This window comes from Streptomyces sp. NPDC057424, from assembly GCF_042803315.1.
GTDB lineage: Bacteria > Actinomycetota > Actinomycetes > Streptomycetales > Streptomycetaceae > Streptomyces.
In genome coordinates this window covers 87,588-105,374 of record NZ_JBHVCP010000005.1, presented here as the reverse complement: position 1 = coordinate 105,374, position 17,787 = coordinate 87,588, and the positions used below count along the sequence as shown (strand labels likewise).

Annotated in this window: 14 protein-coding genes and 2 pseudogenes; 5 read left to right on the top strand and 11 right to left on the bottom strand. The window is 69.1% G+C overall.

Annotation, left to right across the window (positions count from 1 at the left end; genetic code table 11):
* Positions 1–570: 570 nt before the first annotated feature.
* The 3 genes from ACFU3E_RS06920 to ACFU3E_RS06910 form a co-directional block, all read right to left on the bottom strand.
* On the bottom strand, positions 571–1,077 hold the full coding sequence (locus ACFU3E_RS06920) for a hypothetical protein (RefSeq protein WP_384153197.1): 507 nt from the start codon (positions 1,075–1,077) through the stop codon (positions 571–573).
* A 36-nt stretch (positions 1,078–1,113) separates the two neighbouring features.
* Entirely contained in the window at positions 1,114–2,637 is a 1,524-nt protein-coding gene (locus ACFU3E_RS06915) for a carboxylesterase/lipase family protein (protein ID WP_384153194.1), read from the bottom strand.
* 264 nt (positions 2,638–2,901) lie between these two features.
* Positions 2,902–4,029, bottom strand: a complete 1,128-nt coding sequence (locus ACFU3E_RS06910; RefSeq protein WP_384153191.1) for an amidohydrolase family protein — start codon at positions 4,027–4,029, stop codon at positions 2,902–2,904.
* Positions 4,030–4,231: 202 nt separating this feature from the next.
* On the opposite strand from ACFU3E_RS06910, the gene ACFU3E_RS06905 reads away from it, so the two are divergent.
* The gene (locus ACFU3E_RS06905) at positions 4,232–4,708 is read left to right on the top strand and encodes a MarR family winged helix-turn-helix transcriptional regulator (RefSeq protein WP_384153188.1); all 477 of its coding nucleotides are present in this window, start codon (positions 4,232–4,234) and stop codon (positions 4,706–4,708) included.
* A 239-nt stretch (positions 4,709–4,947) separates the two neighbouring features.
* Positions 4,948–5,262 (top strand): hypothetical protein, encoded by a 315-nt coding sequence (locus ACFU3E_RS06900; RefSeq protein WP_384153185.1) that lies wholly within the window; start codon positions 4,948–4,950, stop codon positions 5,260–5,262.
* Between the two features lie 157 nt (positions 5,263–5,419).
* Here ACFU3E_RS06900 and ACFU3E_RS06895 read toward each other — a convergent pair.
* The 4 genes and pseudogenes from ACFU3E_RS06895 to ACFU3E_RS06880 all read right to left on the bottom strand — a co-directional run.
* A pseudogene (locus tag ACFU3E_RS06895) lies at positions 5,420–5,536 on the bottom strand (VapC toxin family PIN domain ribonuclease); the annotation flags it as partial.
* A gap of 306 nt (positions 5,537–5,842) precedes the next feature.
* Positions 5,843–6,757 (bottom strand): annotated as a pseudogene (locus ACFU3E_RS06890) (ThuA domain-containing protein); the annotation flags it as partial.
* Between the two features lie 324 nt (positions 6,758–7,081).
* Complete coding sequence (locus tag ACFU3E_RS06885; RefSeq protein WP_384153182.1) at positions 7,082–7,966, bottom strand: SgcJ/EcaC family oxidoreductase; 885 nt, start codon at positions 7,964–7,966, stop codon at positions 7,082–7,084.
* A 5-nt stretch (positions 7,967–7,971) separates the two neighbouring features.
* Positions 7,972–8,562 (bottom strand): hypothetical protein, encoded by a 591-nt coding sequence (locus tag ACFU3E_RS06880; RefSeq protein ID WP_384153179.1) that lies wholly within the window; start codon positions 8,560–8,562, stop codon positions 7,972–7,974.
* A gap of 556 nt (positions 8,563–9,118) precedes the next feature.
* On the opposite strand from ACFU3E_RS06880, the gene ACFU3E_RS06875 reads away from it, so the two are divergent.
* The gene (locus ACFU3E_RS06875; RefSeq protein ID WP_384153176.1) at positions 9,119–12,067 is read left to right on the top strand and encodes a GH59 galactosidase; all 2,949 of its coding nucleotides are present in this window, start codon (positions 9,119–9,121) and stop codon (positions 12,065–12,067) included.
* A gap of 304 nt (positions 12,068–12,371) precedes the next feature.
* Positions 12,372–13,871 (top strand): alginate lyase family protein, encoded by a 1,500-nt coding sequence (locus tag ACFU3E_RS06870; RefSeq protein ID WP_384153173.1) that lies wholly within the window; start codon positions 12,372–12,374, stop codon positions 13,869–13,871.
* Between the two features lie 364 nt (positions 13,872–14,235).
* Here the strand turns inward: ACFU3E_RS06870 and ACFU3E_RS06865 are convergent, their stop codons facing one another.
* From ACFU3E_RS06865 to ACFU3E_RS06850, 4 genes are all read right to left on the bottom strand, one after another.
* The gene (locus ACFU3E_RS06865; protein ID WP_384153170.1) at positions 14,236–15,117 is read right to left on the bottom strand and encodes a 2-oxo acid dehydrogenase subunit E2; all 882 of its coding nucleotides are present in this window, start codon (positions 15,115–15,117) and stop codon (positions 14,236–14,238) included.
* Positions 15,118–15,184: 67 nt separating this feature from the next.
* Positions 15,185–15,838 (bottom strand): hypothetical protein, encoded by a 654-nt coding sequence (locus ACFU3E_RS06860; RefSeq protein ID WP_384153167.1) that lies wholly within the window; start codon positions 15,836–15,838, stop codon positions 15,185–15,187.
* A gap of 23 nt (positions 15,839–15,861) precedes the next feature.
* The gene (locus tag ACFU3E_RS06855; RefSeq protein WP_384153165.1) at positions 15,862–16,536 is read right to left on the bottom strand and encodes a hypothetical protein; all 675 of its coding nucleotides are present in this window, start codon (positions 16,534–16,536) and stop codon (positions 15,862–15,864) included.
* Between the two features lie 253 nt (positions 16,537–16,789).
* The gene (locus ACFU3E_RS06850) at positions 16,790–17,200 is read right to left on the bottom strand and encodes a hypothetical protein (RefSeq protein ID WP_384153162.1); all 411 of its coding nucleotides are present in this window, start codon (positions 17,198–17,200) and stop codon (positions 16,790–16,792) included.
* Between the two features lie 146 nt (positions 17,201–17,346).
* Between ACFU3E_RS06850 and ACFU3E_RS06845 the strand changes: the two genes are divergently transcribed.
* Positions 17,347–17,535, top strand: a complete 189-nt coding sequence (locus ACFU3E_RS06845) for a hypothetical protein (RefSeq protein WP_384153159.1) — start codon at positions 17,347–17,349, stop codon at positions 17,533–17,535.
* Positions 17,536–17,787 lie beyond the last annotated feature (252 nt).

Genomic DNA, 17,787 nt, shown 5'->3' with positions numbered 1-17,787 from the left:
GCTCCGGCAGGAGCGACTCGATGCTTACTCCGCCTACGCCGACGCACTCATCAACTACCGCCGCTGCCTTGTACATCTCTGGTTCTGCGAACACGAACAACCACCACACGAGGACCCCGGGGCGGTGCGAGTCCGCGCGTACGATCTGCGTTCCAACGCCCAAGAGGCTCTTACTTGCAGACGTCACGGCCCTGCCCAAGACGGACAGCAGGGGCGAACTGGACCAGCGCAGGGTCAAGACCCGCGACGACATCAGTCGATTGGTCAGAGCGTCCAAGCGCCATCTCTGATGCGCCTGCCGACGCGTCTACGAACGGTCAGTCCGTCAAAGCCGTGCTCCGGGCGGGCCGCACCACAAGCGCACCAGATCAGGCGGGGAACAGCGGGGAATCACGGTGAAAGCCGTTCAGCCTGAGCAGGCGGCAACTGGGGCGTTCCGCCAGCTCAGCGCCCGGACCGCCCTCAAGTGCCCGCAGCTTCCCAAGCTGAGAGCGCGAGTTCGATTCTCGTCACCCGCTCCATGAAGAAGGCCCAGGTCAGAGACCTGGGCCGTTTTGTTGTCCGTTGTGATCAGTCGCCGCTTGCCAGATCCGTGCCAGAACGCTTCCCGGCGGCCTTCTGGACGCGGCGACCGTTCGTCCGCTCCGGCTCGGCGAAGCGGACGTGGAGGCGCAGGTTGTCGAGGTCGACGTCCCGACGCCGGAGTCCGGCCAGCTCTTCCGGCCGGAGCGGACCATAGGCACCGGGGTAGACCATGAGCCGCCACCGCATCCCCACCGCCACGTCCGGCACCGCTCCGGCAAGCGCGCCCAAGCCGAGTGCCACCTCGTCGAAAAGGAACTCGGCTTCCACCAGGTCGCCCCTGGGGACGGCACCGCCGCCAAGCGCACCACCAGCACCGAGCGGCACAAAGCCGAGCGGCAGGGCAAGGAGGCCGCGCGGGAGGAGCCTCGCCCGCCTCGCCCTCACCGCACCGGACGACGAGCCCAGCCCGATCAGCTCCGCAACCGGTTCTGGACCGCCCGCCCGGACCGCGCCCGCCGTGGCTCCGTCCACTTCAAGCAGCAGCGTTTGCACGCCGGTTTGAGCGGTCGGTGTCGAAAGGCAGGTGTTCTAGTGGCAGGCGGTGACGTCGTCGGCCGGGGGTTCGGTGATCATGCGGTCGGCTGCGGCCGGGGAGCCGCCGATGGCCCGGGAGTTGCCCGTGGCTTCCGGGGCATACGGCGGCCAGCCCGGGGAGCCGGTGGCGGCGAAGGCGGCCCAGGCGCCGACGAGGGTGTCGCGGGCGGCGAGGTGTTCGGGGGTGTCGGCGCCGACGTCGGACAGTTTGTCGAAGACGTGGAGCAGGTCGGCGCCGTGGAAGGCGCCCATGGCCGGTCCGCACGGTTCGTCGACGAGGAGGTAGTGGTAGGCGCGGCCTCCAGCCCCTGCCTGGGCCTGGGCCAGACGCGTGGCCGGGATCCGGTAGAGGGCGTCGGTGAGGAAGGCACCGCGCAGGGCTGAGAGGTCCTCGGAGTCGGCGATACGGCTCCGGTAGGCGTCGAGGAGCTTCTCCGGCTCTGTGACACCGGCGCGCCGCATTTCGGTGTACAGGGCTGTTTCGCCCTCGGGGCGAAAGGACTCACCGCCGATCATCTGGAAGACGCGGACTTCGTCGCGGGTGGCACCGACGAGCAGGGGGATGTCGGCGGCGGCGCCGTCGGCGACGGCCTGCTGCGGGGCGACGGGCAGCACGCTGCCGTCGAGTACGGCACCCCAGGACCGGCCGCCGGGCAGGTTGCGCTGTCCGATGTCGCCGGTGACGACCGTGCTCTGCGCGTCCAGGATCCGCCGGCAGGTGACGGTGAGCAGGTCCTCTGGGCCATCGAGGCGGAGTGCGGTGATCAGGTCCTCGGCCATGGTGGTGGCGGTGGCCCGGTCGAAGATCCGGGACGTGCTGCCGCTCTGGAGGATCGCCTTGTGGAAGAGGCCGGCGGCCGCTGGTGCGGCCAGCAGGGCTCCGATGGAGAAGGCACCGGCGGACTGCCCCGCCACGGTGATGTTGCCGGGGTCGCCGCCGAAGGAGGCGATGTTGTTCCGTACCCAGCGCAGCGCGGCCGTCTGGTCCTGCAGGGCGAGATTGGTGGACCCGGCCCACTGGCTGCCGAGGTCGGCCAGGTGCAGGAAACCGAGGGCTCCCAGACGGTAGTTGGCGGTGACGACAACCGCGCCGGTCTGCCGGGCGAGAGCGGCCCCGTCGCTGTAGGGGGGTGCGGCGGAGCCGGCGTCGTATCCGCCGCCGTAGATCCACACGATGACGGGGCGGAGGGCGTCCTCGGCCGTCGTCGTGGACGTCCAGACGTTGAGATACAGGCAGTCCTCGGACGTCTCCCGGATCTCCGCCGTGGGGAAGGTGGGAAAGGAGGACTTCTGGCTCGCCCCCGGCACCAGGGAAGACGCGCCCTGCGCGGGCGCCGGTGCGAAGCTGTCGGCCCGGCGGACACCCCGCCACGGCCGGGGTGGCTGAGGCGGGCGGAACCGCAGCTCACCCACCGGGGGTGCGGCGAAGGGGATACCGGCGAAGAGTCGGCCTCCGTCGGGGAGTGCGCGTCCGCGAACGGTTCCCGTGGTGGTGTCGGTCAGGAGTGCGTCTGCCATGGCGTGAGCCTGTCTTCCCAAGGTGCGGAGGATTCGTTGCTGCTGTCGGCGTGGTGGGCCAGGCCCTGCCTGACGGAAGTCGCGCCCAGCCTGGCGAGGATCCCGTTTGAAGGTCTGCTCAAGTGGCGTACCAACGCCATCGACGTACGGGCGGATCCCGTGGGCTCAGGACCGAGCATGCGGTGCCGGTGCTCGCGGGGCCGGGCCGACGGCACATGTACGCACCGTCGGCCCGACCACACTCCTCACCTGCTGCTGTCTTGATCAGAGGTTCAGCAGGTGTGCCGCGTTGCGGTGTGCGATGCGTGTGAGGTCGGCGCGGGAGAACGGCGCTGTGCGGAGGAACTCGGCTGCCTCGGCGGTTGATTCGTAGGGGTAGTCGACGGCGAACAGCAGCCGGTCGGCGCCGATGGCCTGGACGGCTCCGAGGAGGGCCGCGTGGGAGAAGACGCCGCTGGTGGTCGCGTAGAGGTTGTGCCGCAGGTAGTGGGAGGGCAGGTGTCGTGGCCTGCTCTTGGGGTCGGCCTGCTGGTAGCGACTGTCGAGTCGGGCCAGCTGGAAAGGCAGGAGTTCTCCCATGTGCCCCAGCGTCGCCGAGGCCCCGGGGAACTCGTCGAACACTCCACCGTAGATGATCCGAAGTGCGTGGGCGCCGACCTGCGCCGTCCATCCCCAGGACGGCCCGCTCAGCACGGGATGCCCCTGGAACACCCGCCACTGATCGGCGGGGAAGAGCGCGGGATGGAGGTAGAGCGTCACGCCGAGCCGCTCAAGCTCGGCCCACACCGGCCGGAACTGCGGCTCGTCGAGGTAGTGGCCCTGAACGTGGTCGTTGTGCAGGACCCCCTTGAGGCCCAGTTGCTCCACCGCCCGGCGCAGCTCGGCCACGGCGGCCTTCGGGTCCTGCAACGGCAGGGCGGCGAAACCGGCGAACCGTGTCGGGTGGGCGGCGACCACGTCGGCCAGGTGGTCGTTGACCCGGCGGGCCGTGGCCACGGCCTCGGCGGGGTCCTTGATGGCCTCGACGCCGGGTGAGGTGAGCGACAGGATCTGCATGTCCACGCCATGCTCATCCATGTCAGCCAGCCGCAACTCCGTGAAGTCGGCGAGCCGGCGCCCCCACTCTTCCCCCCAGCCGGGGGGCATCCGGGCTTCGCCCGGCCACGGGATCAACTCCGGAACGGAGAACGCCTCTTCGACCGCGATCACCTTCATACCGCGCCCCGGGCGGCCGGCGGCGGTCCCGGCCGACGTGGAGGTGGCGGCCTGGGCGGCGGCGGGCGGGGCCGCGAGGGCTGCCGTGCCGGCGGCGGCACCGGCTGCGGCGGCCAGCAGGCGCCGCCGCGAGGTGTCCGCGGCGAGGGGGGATACAGACGATCCTGTCGTCATCATCCTGCCTTTCCATCGATGTCAGGCGAATCGGGGCATGGGGTCGGGGCTGGGGATCGATCCAGCCAACATTAGGTAACCTAATCATAGGCTACCTAATGAAAGGGGATCTCGGAAGCCCCGGCGATGTCGGGCACCAGATCTGACCGGCTTACGATCGGCAGTCCGCGCCGAACCGACCGCCCCAGCGTGAAAGCAGAACCACATGACCTCCTCCCCGTCTGAATCCGAGCCGCTCATCCGGCTGCTGTGGCGCGCACACAACTGGTTCCGAGCTGCCCTGACCACTGCGTTCGAGACCCAGGAAGACGGGTCGGCCATCAGTGCGGCACACGTGACTCTGCTGAGTCAGCTCCCGTCAGAGGGGGCGAGCATTGCCGAGCTGGCCCGGCGTCTGGGCGTCAGCGCCCCGACAGCGCACCAGTGGGTCCACGAACTTGTCGCCGCGGGCGTGCTGACCGTGGAGAGCGATCCTCGGTCTGCCCGGTCGAAGCTCGTGCTGCTCTCGGCGTCAGGCGTCCGGCGCCGCGAGGAGACGATGCAGATCCTGGCCGGGATCGAAGCCACGCTCGCCGGGCGCATCGGTGCGGATACCGTCACCGCACTTCGGGCCGCACTGGAAGAACCATGGGGGTCTCCGGAATCGGTGGCAGTGGAACTCCCCGGCCCTTCCACCCCTTGACCCTGTCGGCTCCCGGGCGCAGCGGCCAGTCCCTCCCCGGGCAGCACCAGACGGTTTTCGAACGTCATGGCGAGCGGTCCCCGCCCGTCTCGGTTTCCGTCTCATTCAGCGCCGTTCACGGCCGTTCGGGCGAGACACGGAGCAGCACAGTGGGAAATCGTGTTGGTCTCTCGCGGCCGAACAGTGCGGCGTTGCGTCCCGCTGTCGACAACACCCACGGCTCTGGCCATGATTGGCCGATGCCCGAGTTCAGTTGGCCGGACCGCTCCCTGGTGCCGGCCTCAGATGCCGTAGACCGGAGCTGGCCAGCGACAGTTTCCGCATTGCCCCTCGGATCTCACGTCAGCGGACGGGTCATCGGCCGGCAGCCATTCGGTGTCTTCCTCCTCATCGATGGCGTGCCCGATGCAGTCGGGCTTGCCGAGATCACCGCCATGCCTCACCACATGCAGCTGCCCGCCTTGGGCGCCATCGTCGCCGGTGAGGTGATCTGGCACACGAACCACAACCGTCAGGTGAAGATTCGCCTCGATGAATGGCAGGTACCCAGCTGATCACCTCCTGGTCGGCGCCGCTCTGCAAGACAGGACTTCGACGAGTGCGCCGCGGTGGACACGGACGGACCCTGCGGCACCGAGGTGATGCTCGGCCATCTCCGGTATGACGACGCGGGCCGCCATCCTCACCTGACGCACGCTCGGCGGAAACCTCTCAGGCGATGTCGTGGACGTTGTGCTCGGTCAGGTCGGATGCGTGCCGAGCGACGGCACGGTAGTCGGCATCGTCGTGGAGGACAGTCAGGCCATGGTGAGTCGCGGTGGCAGCGATGGTCGGCGCTCACGGCGGTTTTCGCCGCGGGAGGGGCGCCGGCAGTCTCGCGCCGGAGCGGAGCCCGGTCGGCCTGTGGCGGAGGTGCGGATCAGTCGCGGGGATGGCGGGAGCTCCCGGCGGGAACCGGGGGAAGAGTCCCTCCGGGGGCTGTCGATGCCGGCCTCAGGCCGCCCCACCGCCTCCTTGGCGTCTTGCCTGGCCGAGCGCGGTCACGAGGCGTTGCGTCGCGTAGTCGACGGCGGCCGCCCTGAGGGCAATGTCCCTCCGATCCCTGCCCCCGTTGCGGCGACGGAGACGAGCTGCTTCCGCGGCGTGGCAGAGCATCCCGAGGCCGCCGGCCGACGTCGGTGTTCCGTCGTCGCTCGGTTCGAAGGCGCCCGGTCCCGCTTGCCGCCATGCCGACGGCGACGCGGCCGTGCCGTCGGAGACCGGCCGCTAACCGTTCTCCGGCCGGCAGTCCGCCTCGACGGCGCCGGTGGCCCACTGGATGCCGCCCAACAGGTGCTGGCGGACGGCGGGTTCGGCGAAGGACTCCTTGCTGTGGCCGATGCCGGTGTAGAAGGAGCGGCCGCCCTGGTAGTTCTGGCACCAGGCGATCGGATGGTCGCCGTTCATGGAGCCGCCCCAGTACGAGGACTCGTCGAGGGAGGCCAGGACGCGGACCCGTTCCCGGGGATTCGAGCGGAAGTCGTACCACTCGTCGGTGCGGTTCCAGGTGGTGGGCAGGTCAGCGGTCGCCGGGTGGGCGCGGTCCTCGACGTGCACCGTGGCACGCATCGGCCACCACGGATGCGACTTGAAGTAGGCACCGACGAGCCCGCCGTAGAACGCCCAGTCGTACTCGGTGTCGGCGGCCGCGTGGATGCCGACGTAGCCCCCGCCACTGCGGATGTAACCCTCGAAGGCCGTCTCCTGGGCGGCGTTCAGGACGTCACCGGTCGTCGACAGGAACACGACCGCGTCGTAGCGCCCGAGGTTGTCGGCAGTGAAAGCTCCGGCGTCCTCCGTCGCGTCGGCCGTGAAGCCGCCCGTCTCGCCGAGCTGTTTCACCGCCGCGACGCCGGCGGAGATCGAGCCGTGGCGGAAGCCGGCCGTCTTGGAGAAGACCAGCACCCGCGTGCCGTCCTGCTTCGCCTGTGACACGGCCGGTCCCGAGACGCAGCCCAGGAGTACGGCCGCTCCGACGACTGATGTCATCAGCCGGTTGATCGATCGCATGCTGTGCATGTCCTCTCATCCGGTGGTGCGTGTGACGTCGAGTGGCGGCCTCTGCGTACTCGCTCCGAGCTACGCGAACGGTGATCACGCCGGTGCTGCGAGCGTGGTGCCGACCGCGCGGGCGGCCGTTTTCGTTGTCGAGTCGCGCGCCGAGAACGAACGCCGGAACGGCAGGGGCCAGGAGAACCGGGGACACGGATGGGACCCCTGATCGTTCACCAGGGTCGGGGCGATCACGGGCGGCACGCGTAGCGCGTCCGCCACTCGGTCCGCCGCTACAGCTGTCGCGTTGTCGCGCGACCCTGCGGAGCGTCCGGCCGGAGTTCAGGACCCGGTGGAGCCGGACGGCGGGCGCGGGCCGCCGAAGCCGTGTTCCGAGAGGTCGAACCAGTTGCCCTCCGGATCCATGGCCCGGTACTCGGCGAAGGGGCGGTTGGTGAAGCGTTCGGCCGGTTTCGGAGTGCCGGCCGCCACCAAAGCCTCGGTGGTGGCGGCCGTGTCCTCGATGTGGAACCCGAAGTGGTTGAAGCCGACCGGGGTATCACCGTCGAGCTGATGCTTGATCAGGGCAAGGGAGAGATAGCCGTCGGAGAGGAAGCAACTGCCGTCCGGATCGCGGTGGAACAGTTCCATCGCGAAGACCGAGGAGTAGAACTCGGCCAGCTTCTCCGGGTCGCGGGCCACGATGGCCAGATGGCGGAGCCTCGGCCGTGCGGCGGTGGGTTCGTCCACGGTGGAATCCTTCGAGTCGGGGTCCTGCCGCGCCGGGCGGGGCGCGGGGATCATGTTGTGGAAGGCGCTGATCAGCCAGTGGCCCTCCGCTGTCCGTTCGACGACGGCCAACGCGTGCGTGGTGGTCAGCGGCCGCCCGTCCGGGGCGGTGACGGTCGACTCCGCCTCCACCGTGGCCAGGTCGGGCCGGAGGAACCGGACGGCCACGACGCGTGCGTCGAGGACGGTTCCGGCGTACGGCCCGTGGAAGAGGGCGTCGTGACCGGCCGCGATGCCGGTCCGGCCGGGTGGCTTGTCGCCTCGTACGGTCGTGAAGTCGCAGTCCTCCGCGAAGCTCGCGGCGAAGAGCGCGGCGTCACCTGCCGCCCAGCCGCGGGCCATCTCGGCCCACAGGGCGCGGATCGCCCGGGCATCGTCACGGTTGCCGCCCTCGGTGCCGTGCTGGGCGGGGGCGTTCGTTCCTTCGGGCTGCTGCATTGTTCTCACGCCTTCATCAGTGAACTCGTACGGATCCGCAGGTCGATCTCGGGGCAGTCGGCGCCGTGGGAACCTTCGGCTGGATGCTGGGGAGGCGGGGCCCAGGCGCCCAGGGCGTGGTAGAACTCGCCGTCCCGGCGCTCCAGGTAGCAGATGATGTTGAGGGGCCAGCCGGTCCGGCCGAAGAGATGACGGTCCATGGGAGTCGGGCGCTCGCTGAGCATCTGGTCCCGTTCCGACGGCGGGCCCAGGCGGTGCCAGTCCGGGTGCATGTGGATGGAGCCGAGCAGGTCCATTCCCAGGGCCTCGGCCTCTCGGGACGCCCGGAGGAGGTCGTGGGAGTCCATCCACCAGCCGCGGTGCTCGTTCTCGTAGGCCGGCCCGAACGTCGGCACGATCGTCTCGCGGAACTCCCGTCGAGCCGCCGGATCACTGGTGCGGGCATTACGGCCGAAGGCGACACGCCGCACGTGGTAGGTCGTCGCTTCGGCGCTGCCGAGTAAGAGCGCGAAGCAGGGTAACGGGGCGTCAGGGGTGATGAGTTGATACTCGGCGGCAGCCACGGCGAGGAAGTCCGCGAGTGCCTTGTCGTCCATCAGGACGGTTGGAGGAGGGGGGATGGTACGGCCGGTTGCCGAACAACCGGCCGAGCCGCATCGGGCGTCCGCCGAACCGGACCCGGATGCGTTCGTCACAGCGGACATGGGGTGGTCTCCGTCGAAAGGGGGGTGGGGAGGCCGTTGGAGCGGAGTGCCCGGAGACGTTACTTGAGAGTTCATGCTCATAGGTCGACTGCCGTGAACTGTGGGGTTTTCCCTACGGCTTGATAGGAACTTGCGGCCGGACGGTTCGCGACGTCGAGAGGGACGGGGCGTCAAACGCGCGACGAGGCGCCGTGTGATCGGCGATTCCGGCACCGGCCGGGCTGTGTACTCGCAAGCAGGCCCGACGTGGAGACGTTTTCCAGCCGGTGAGAGCCCCAGGGGGCCTCAATTGGCTTGAGGCGCACAGGGATTGACGTAGAAATCGCTTACCATCTACGGTCCTCCCGGAATCGCGGACACCTTTCGGAATCTCGAACATCTGGCGTCGGTACGCCCTACGGGAACAGGGAGTCGAAGCGGAATGGGCCCACAGCGAAGACTCGGCTGGATGTCGCTTGCCGCGGCAACCACCATGGCACTCGCGGCCGGAGTGATCACCGCCCCCGCCGCCCACACCGCGGACGACCCCGTGGAGGTCGTGGTCAACGGGGACGACGTTCGCGCCGACAACGTGAACGGTCTGACCTACAAGGGCCTCGGCGTCCTCAGTTGCAACAGCACGAGCAACCTGCTGATGGACTACAAGGCGGAGCACCCCGGCCGGTACTGGCAGCTCATCCGCGTGCTGTTCGGTGGAAAGAACCCCCTGATCAACCATGTCAAGGTCGAGATGGGTTCGGACACGAACACGTCGACCGGTTCCGACCCGGCGACCATGCGCACGGCGGACGAACTCGCCGACGCGTCGCGCTCCCCGGGCTTCCAACTGGCGGCGGACGCCAAGACGGTCAACCCGAAGCTCAAGGTCTCGATTCTCCGCTGGGTCATGCCCCGATGGGTCCAGAGCGAATGGAACAAGGGCACCGGATCCGACGAGATGTACAAGTGGTACAAGGAGACGATTCTCGACGCGTACGAGAAATACGGGTACATGGTCGACTACGTGAACCCGGACACGAACGAGACACGGGATCCGGACGAGGCCTTCATCAAGTGGTACAAGAAGGCGATTCTGGCCGACACGGACTTCGCCGACCCCCGCTACGGCATACCGGCGAAGAAGCGGAAGAAGGCCGAGAAGGCCTACCGCGGCATAAAGATCATCGCCGCCGACGAGAACACCACCCACAATATCGGGCCGTCGATGCTCGGCGACGCGGAACTCTTCGGCATGGTCGACGCGGTCGGCTACCACTACAACACCGATGACCGGCGCGACGGGCCCGTCGGCAGCGACACCAACCTGCCGTACACCCGGCTGGCGACCGGGGAGAACAAGTACGGCGAGGACAAGGAAGTCTGGTACAGCGAGGGAGTCGCCTCCTTCGGCTACACCGACTACCGCGTCAACAACACCGAGGGCCCGAACGGAACGAGCACCGGTATCGGCGGCGTCCAGAGCGCTCTCGATCTCGCGAACCGCTCCGTCAAGAGCTACGCCAACTCGAAGCGGACGCACTACGTCTTCCAGCCGGCGATCGGCTCCTTCTACGAAGGCGCGCAGTACAGCCACAAGGAACTCGTCAGCGCGCGTGACCCGTGGTCGGGGCACCTCCACTACGACGCGGCCCTCTACGTGATGCAGCACTTCACCCAGTTCGCGAAGACCGGCTGGGAGAACGACACGAACACGGCGGGCATCTGGCGCACCGTGCCGGAGGCCAGTTACAGCGGGGTGAGCGGCACCGAGAACGTCGACGGCTCGAACGGGGCCCCGAGTTACATGACGCTCGCGGACCCCCGTAAGAAGGACTTCTCCACGATCGTCGTCAACGACAGCGACCAGCCCAAGACCTACCGGATCAAGGCCGAGAACATGCGACTCGGTTCCGACCGGACCATGGAGATCTGGGAAACCCGCGGGCCGGACGCGGGCGAGCCCTACGCCGCGAACTTCAAGCACCTCGTCGACGAGATCCGGCCCGGCGGCGACGCGTACTACACCTACACGGTCAAGCCGAGGTCGATCGTGACCTTGACGACGCTCGACAAGAGCCACGACAAGGCGACGAGGCAACGCCTGCCCGAGTCCCGGAACCGCACGGTGCTGGACACCGACGCGACCGGCAAGAGGCACAACACCCGCGACAACGTCCTGTACGCCGACGACTTCGGGTACGAGGAGGAGGGCAGGGTCCAGGTCGGCACCGGCAACGGTGCGCACAGGACGTCCCAGCCCTACCTGAGGTCGCGCGGCAATCAGCCTCGCTACATGGTCGACCAGACCGGCGCCTGGGAGGTCGGTCAGGACGCGAGCGGCGACAACGTCCTGTACCAGTACATGGACCAGTCCATGAAGGACACCGGCGCCTGGAACCGCCACACCCCGAACACGACGGTCGGCGACTTCCGCTGGGAGAACTACCGGGCCACGGTCGACGTCGCGTTCCCCGACCCGGACGGCGGACTCGCCACCCTGGGCGTCCGTCAGCAGAAGGGCATGGCGGTCAGCGACGCCGCCTACAACGTGCGCATCGCACCGACCGGCGCCTGGACGTTCTACGAATACGGCACGGCCGTCACGTCGGGAACGGTCCCCGCGTCCGACGGCTACCGCCTCGCCATCGAGGCGAAGGGCGCGACGATCACGACCTACATCGACGGCAAGGCCGTCTCCACGTACCAGGACCCGACTCCGCAGACCGAGGGACGCGTCAAGCTCGGATCCGACTTCCACAAGACGGCGTTCGACAACCTGAAGGTCGAGAAGATCGACGGGTACACGCCCTACGCCCGCGCGCAGCTCGACAACATGGACAGCTCGGTCACCTACGACGGCACGTGGAGCCGGAAAGCCGCCTTCGGCGACCCGATGGACTGGTACCGGTCGACGTCGACCGGCACGACCGCCGGCTCGTCGTTCACCGTCCCGTTCACCGGCACGGGCATCGACGTCATCGGCGGCAACGACGGCACCGCCGTCCTCGACGTCTACGTAGACGGAAGGCTGATCGCGCGGGACGCGAAGACGGCCGCGACCGACAAGCGCCTCGCGACGTACGCGCTCCGCGGTCTGCCCGACGGCGCGCACACGGCGAGGTTCGTCCTCAAGTCCGGGAAGATCGTTCTCGACGCGTTCAACGCCATCTCCGGGGACGTGGACCGCACCGTGGACACGACACCGATCCGGGCCGCCCTGAAGAAGATCGGACGTCCGGAGCGGGCGGACCACACGGCCGGCTCCTGGGCCCTGTTCGCCTCCGCGTCGTCGGCGGCGAGGGCTGCCGTGACGGGACGGCAGAAGGGCCTTGACGCCATCGGCGTCGAGCAGATCACGGACCGGCTCGAAGAGGCTCACGACCGGCTGGTGCGCAAGGACGGCACCGCCGCCCGGTAGGTGCCCTGCCCTGGGCCTTCGGGCCCCGCGCGTCCGCCGTGAATGATCAAGGGGCCGTATCGGATTCCTCCGGTACGGCCCCTTGTGCGGGCGCGTGTCGCCGTCCGCAGGGCTCGGCGGACAACGACCGCGACCGCACCGCACCCGCACACCCGCACACCCGCACACCCGCACACCCGCACACCCGCACACCCGCACCTACGACACTGCTCGCCCACCGGGCCGCCGGACAGGTTTTTGTTATGCACCGGTGCGGCGCGCGTCTCCTTGGGACAGGACCGGAGAAGAACCAGGAGACAGTTCGATGGAGCAGGCCACCACAGACCGTTCGCTCAGCCGTCGCCGGATACTCAAGCTCGCCGGCGCGGCCGGTGCCGGCGCCGGTGCGACCGGGGCGGCCACGGGGACCGCGTCAGCCGTGCCGACGGCCCCGAAAAGCGGGTTCGCCCACCCGGCGCTGCTGCACACGCAGGCCGACTTCGACCGGATGGCCGAGAAGGTCAAGGCGGGTGCGCAGCCCTGGACGGACGGCTGGAAGCGGCTGCTGAGCAGCCGGGACTCGGCGACCGACTACCAGCCACGGCCCGTCGCGACCGTCATCCGCGGAGGCGAGGGTGCGAACGTCCACCTGCTGTTCCGGGACGCCGCCGCGGCCTACCAGAACGCCCTGCGCTGGAAGATCACCGGGGACGCCGGGCACGGGGACAAGGCACGGGACATCCTCAACGCCTGGTCGGGGACCCTCAAGCAGCTCGGCGGGAACGCCGACCGGTACCTGATGGCGGGCATCCAGGGGTACCAGCTGGCCAACGCCGGCGAGATCATGCGGGACTACGACGGATTCGACCTCGGCCGGTTCCAGTCCATGCTGGTCGACATCTTCTACCCGATGAACGACTCCTTCCTGGTCAACCACAACGACGCCGTCCCCAGCAACTACCGGGCCAACTGGGAACTGTGCACCCTGGCGTCCATCATCGCCATCGGCGGGCTCACCGAGGACCAGGCCAAGATCGACCGGGCGGTGGAGTACTTCAAGAACGGCGACGGCAACGGCTGTGTCGAACGGGCCGTCCCCGTCCTGCACGAGGAGGCGGACGGCGTCGTCCTCGGGCAGTGGGAGGAGAGCGGCCGGGACCAGGAGCACACCATGGCCGGTGTCGGCTGGATGGGCGCGCTCTGCGAGATGGCCTGGAACCTGGGCGAGGACCTGTACGGGTACGACGACAACCGGTTCATGAAGGGCGCCGAGTACGTCGCCCGCTACAACCTCGGCAAGGACGTTCCGTACACCACATACTCGCGCCGCATCGGCCGGCGCGTGGCGGGCCGGGCCGCAGGACTGCACACCGAACCGGAGATCAGCGAGCAGGGCCGGGGCAGCGCCCGTCCCATCTGGGCCATGATCCACAACCACTACGCGGTGCGCCGGGGGCTGGACGTACCGAACATCACGGCCTACAAGGACAAGCTCGCGCCCGAGGACGGCGGCGGGCTCCGCGGCGGGGCCGGCTGGAGCTACGACCACCTCGGCTACGGCACGCTGACCTACACCCGGGACCCGGAGGACCTCGGCGCGTCCGCGCCTGGCGCCGGACGCGAAACCGGGACGGCGAACGACGCCTCGGGCAGCGCGGCAGGCGGCGGGACGCGCCCGCAGGGCGGCGCCCCCCACGATCTGGCCGCCACGGGGGCGGACGGCGTCCTGGCCTGGTCCGCCGCCGGGGCCTCGGCCCTCCTCGGAGGTCTGCTCCTGCTCCGCCGTCGTGGGCGCCGAACGAACACGCCCGGATCCGACGCGTGATCCGCGACGCCTGAGCCGGGGCTGGGCGGACGGCCTCGGCGGCCTCGCCCATGCCCACGGAGCCGACGTCGAATGACAGCGGGAGGCCGGCGCACGCGCGCATCCGCAGTCGAAGGCTCTGTTTGTCGGAGACCTGCTGAGTCGCGTGGCGGCTAGACCAGAGAGGTGTGGCAAGGCACTGACATTGATGCTGATACTCGGGCTGTCCCAGGTTCGTGGCGAGCTTCAACTCATCATGTGGGATCGTGGGATGTCAGAGGCTGAACGCACGATCGCGGCTAGGCCGAGGATCATGGGGCGGGCTGGCATCGGGGCAATCACGCAGGAGGCGGGGCCCCGCGTGGTTCCGTGGCTCCGTTTGGCCCTACTCAGTCGTACCGGTCGTGTCTCCATCACTCGTGCCGACGGCGGGTGCGCGTACCGCCTCGGCGTCCTCGACGAGGTGGCGCAGCTCCGCGACGAACCGGGCGGCGGGTGCCCCGTCGATCACGTTGTGGTCGAAAGTGATCGTCAGGTCGAGCACGTCACGGACCTCGATCCGTCCGTCCACAGCGCGGGGCCGCTGCGTCGCACCGCCGATGACCACCTGGAGAGGCATCAGACTCGGCGGGGCAATGCCGAACCCGCCGCCGGCGCCGAACATTCCCACCGCTGTGACCGCGACCGTGCCGGTCAGCTGGCGGAGCCGGACGGACCTGGCCAGCACCGCGTACATCGTCGGAACGAGGCCGGGGAGGCGGGTCATGGTGGTGCCGAAACGATCAAGGAGGCGCCCCGTGCCCGTCGTGGCGTAGTCGCGCTTGGCGGCCCGCAGTTCTGCCGTGAGGTCCTGTACATCGCGGATGTCGGCATTATGCAGCACATGCGGGAGGGTGAAGAGGCCTTGCCGTGTCGTGACCTCCACGAGCGTGTTCACGTCGACATGGCGGTGCCGGACCAGCCGGCCGCGCCAGTTCCGGTAAGCATGCACCTGCGGGTGCGCCGCTGCTGCCCGCGCGACGGACGCCACGACGAATGCGGTGAACGACACCGGTTCCGCGGACCGCGCGAGCAGGTTCCGCGCCCTCGTGACGTCGAGATCGACGAGGCTGTGCATGGCCGCCAGGTGCCGGCCGGCCCGCACGGCCGCGATCACCAGCCGCCGACTCGGCGGGAAGGGCCCGACGTCGACCCCGCGTGGCCGGTACGCAGCAGCGGGGGACGTCGCCCGGCGGCTGCCGTCAGGTGTCATGCTGTGCTTGCGCATCGAACGGCTCCTTGCAGTCGGTTCCGTCGCCACCTCCCGGAGCCGTAGCCCGGCCAGCGGTCTACCGTCACACGTCACCGCCCCGGGCCCCTGCGGGCCGAGAACCCTGTTCCGCAGCCGCCCTGACCGCACGGAGCGCCCCGCGCAGAACGACACCGACGCCGGGGGAGACGAGCGTCCAATAGCGGCCGAAGCGGGCCGTGGATGCTGGGTCGGTGCAGGCGGTGCGCGCCTCGTAGGTGAGCAGGGACCGCCGGGTGCCGTAGGGATGGACCACGAAGGCGGCCGCCATCTTCGCCCAGCCGGCCTCGTCGAACGACGTGAAGTGCTCCGGTTCGACCCGCCGCCACTCGATGGAGGCCCGCCACGGCTTCCCGACCGCCCCGAAGACAAGCTCACGTCCCGGATTCTCGCCCAGCGCCACCCAGGGCTGGCCCTCCCAGGCTTCACCGGTGGCATCGAACAGGTCGGCCACCCGCAGGGACGGCGGGGTCGGCATGGACCGGCCGCGGAGCCGTTCAGGCAGTCCGCGCGCCGACATGGCCGCGTTGACGAGCGGGGAGTCGATGGTGAGCAGGTCCAGCCCGCGCGCTGCCTCGTAGGCGACAGGCGGTGCCGCGGCGAGCGCCACGCATTCGAGGCGAGAGAACCCGAACTCGGGCAGCGCGCCGTCCAGCAGCAGCGGTTCACCGGCGGGATCGACGGTCGAGTCGGCACTCATCAAAGCCTCCCGGGAGCACGCGGTCACGCAGCCCGGGCGAGCCGCGTACGCAGGTTGTGGAACTGGCGGGTCTGCATGATGAAGTGGGCGGGTTCCCAGAACAACAAGTCCATCGGCCTCGTGAGCACGCGCGGGCGGCTTCGACCGTGCGTGCGGACGACAAGGCGGGTGTCCGCCCCGGCCGGTTCGAGGTGGAAGCCCCAGACCGAGCTGACGAACACCAGCGGCACGGATCCATGGAAGGGGTCGAACGGGCGACCGGACGGCAGCCGCGTGTCGGCCCGCAGCACCAGAGTCCGTTCCGGTGCGAGTGCCGCGACCGTGAACCAGGCACGGCCGCTGGGCACCGAGGCAAGCCGCTGTCCCGGCTCCAGGCCCTGCCACTGGGGGACGAGGCGATCTGCGCTCGGTCGTCCACCGTTGTCCAGCCGGTCCCAGCTGTACCAGCCGCCGCGGTCGCAGCCCATCTGCGCCAGCCACAGCCAGACCGTCGAAGGCGGCGCGGGCAGGGTCGTGGCCATCGTCGAGCTGCTGTCGGCACCGGGGATGAGCTCATCCCCGGGATAGGAACGGGCAGCCTCTTCGCGAGTCGCGCCCCAGGTCAGCATCCTCGGCCGCAGGATCAGGCCATGCAGCGCCAAGGCGACCGCTGCGGAAGCGACGGAGGCCGACCCGAGCGTGGCTCGGTGTTCGCTCACACGTCCAGAGTTACTCATCCGACTCGGTGGCGCCATCGGACTGCTGCGCTGCAGCGGAGGTGGCTTGAGGGCGGACATCACCACAGCGCCGCCGTCATGGGACGCTCCATCGGACCATCCAACCTGACATCACCAGGTGACATCAACGACTGTGGACGCAGGCGGCCTTGAGCGATCACACACGCCACACCGGCAGGTGTGCGAGGCCGTAGGAGAACCGCCGGATCGAACTCCTGAAGCGGTGCTCGCTGTCTCACGGGCCGGCCGGGGCCTTCTCCTCAGGGAGCAGGTACCAGGACGTGTGCCCAACCAGAAAGCCATCCAGCTCCTGGGCGGCCGCGGACTCGGACGGCAGGTCGTCTGGGCGAGGTCGGTGGAGAGCGTTCAGTTCGTCCCGCAGCTGTGGGTCCAGCACGGGAGCCTGGCAGCCGTCGATGGTGCCTCGCAGAAACAGCCAGTCGAACAGTCGCACCGCTGGGCTACGCCCCGACTGGGGGCGCTCGGACACATGCGCCTCCTGCCAGGAGCCGACGTAAAAGCAGGCCGCACCGGCCAGCGCTTCGACGAGGGCAGAGGTCGGGTCCTTGAGGTTCCAGTAGACCCGCGCATCGGCCTCGGGCAGGGGCTCTGGAATCGCGGCGAGCCACAGGCGGTAGTCGCTCATCGGCACAGCTTGCCACCCGCCGGCCCCAGGATGGGGTGGTGGCCGCCAGCTGCGCGTACTGCCTCGCCGGGCGACCACAGTCTGCATATGGTCTGCGTCGGGGACGAGTTGGATGACGGCGCCGGCTGGGTGGGGAGCATGGGACGTTGAGCAGGAGACGCTACGTTGCCAGGGGCGTGCCAGGTGGCTACCGAATCTGGGACAACCGAGGACGCCGATGGTGGGGCGATCTCTACGAGTTGTGCCCCGACGAGCTCCTGGCCGAACTCAATGGCCAGGCGGACCAGGCCCGGATCACCGCGCTGATGAAGCGCTACAGAGCACAGAAGCGATAGTTCCCGCCGAGCACTCGACGACGACGCACGCACCACGAGCGCACCAGATCGGACGGGGAACAGCGGAGGAGTCACGGTGAAAGCAGATGCCGCCGACGAGGCCGTACTGCGACTGTTTGCCCAGGTCATGGTGAGACCGGGCACAAATGATCGCAGCTTCCGAAACTGAGAGCGCGAGTTCGATTCTCGTCACCCGCTCCATGGTGAAGACCCAAGTCCTCAGGGTGGCACCGGACCGCGTGGAGTGCGTGT

Bases quoted from the DNA above. Each gene is read 5' to 3' on its own strand.
- ACFU3E_RS06915 (WP_384153194.1), bottom strand. From the start codon at position 2,637: ATGGCAGACGCACTCCTGACCGACACCACCACGGGAACCGTTCGCGGA.
- ACFU3E_RS06910 (WP_384153191.1), bottom strand. From the start codon at position 4,029: ATGATGACGACAGGATCGTCTGTATCCCCCCTCGCCGCGGACACCTCG.
- ACFU3E_RS06905 (WP_384153188.1), top strand. From the start codon at position 4,232: ATGACCTCCTCCCCGTCTGAATCCGAGCCGCTCATCCGGCTGCTGTGG.
- ACFU3E_RS06900 (WP_384153185.1), top strand. From the start codon at position 4,948: ATGCCCGAGTTCAGTTGGCCGGACCGCTCCCTGGTGCCGGCCTCAGAT.
- ACFU3E_RS06885 (WP_384153182.1), bottom strand. From the start codon at position 7,966: ATGCAGCAGCCCGAAGGAACGAACGCCCCCGCCCAGCACGGCACCGAG.
- ACFU3E_RS06880 (WP_384153179.1), bottom strand. From the start codon at position 8,562: ATGGACGACAAGGCACTCGCGGACTTCCTCGCCGTGGCTGCCGCCGAG.
- ACFU3E_RS06875 (WP_384153176.1), top strand. From the start codon at position 9,119: ATGTCGCTTGCCGCGGCAACCACCATGGCACTCGCGGCCGGAGTGATC.
- ACFU3E_RS06870 (WP_384153173.1), top strand. From the start codon at position 12,372: ATGGAGCAGGCCACCACAGACCGTTCGCTCAGCCGTCGCCGGATACTC.
- ACFU3E_RS06865 (WP_384153170.1), bottom strand. From the start codon at position 15,117: ATGCGCAAGCACAGCATGACACCTGACGGCAGCCGCCGGGCGACGTCC.
- ACFU3E_RS06860 (WP_384153167.1), bottom strand. From the start codon at position 15,838: ATGAGTGCCGACTCGACCGTCGATCCCGCCGGTGAACCGCTGCTGCTG.
- ACFU3E_RS06850 (WP_384153162.1), bottom strand. From the start codon at position 17,200: ATGAGCGACTACCGCCTGTGGCTCGCCGCGATTCCAGAGCCCCTGCCC.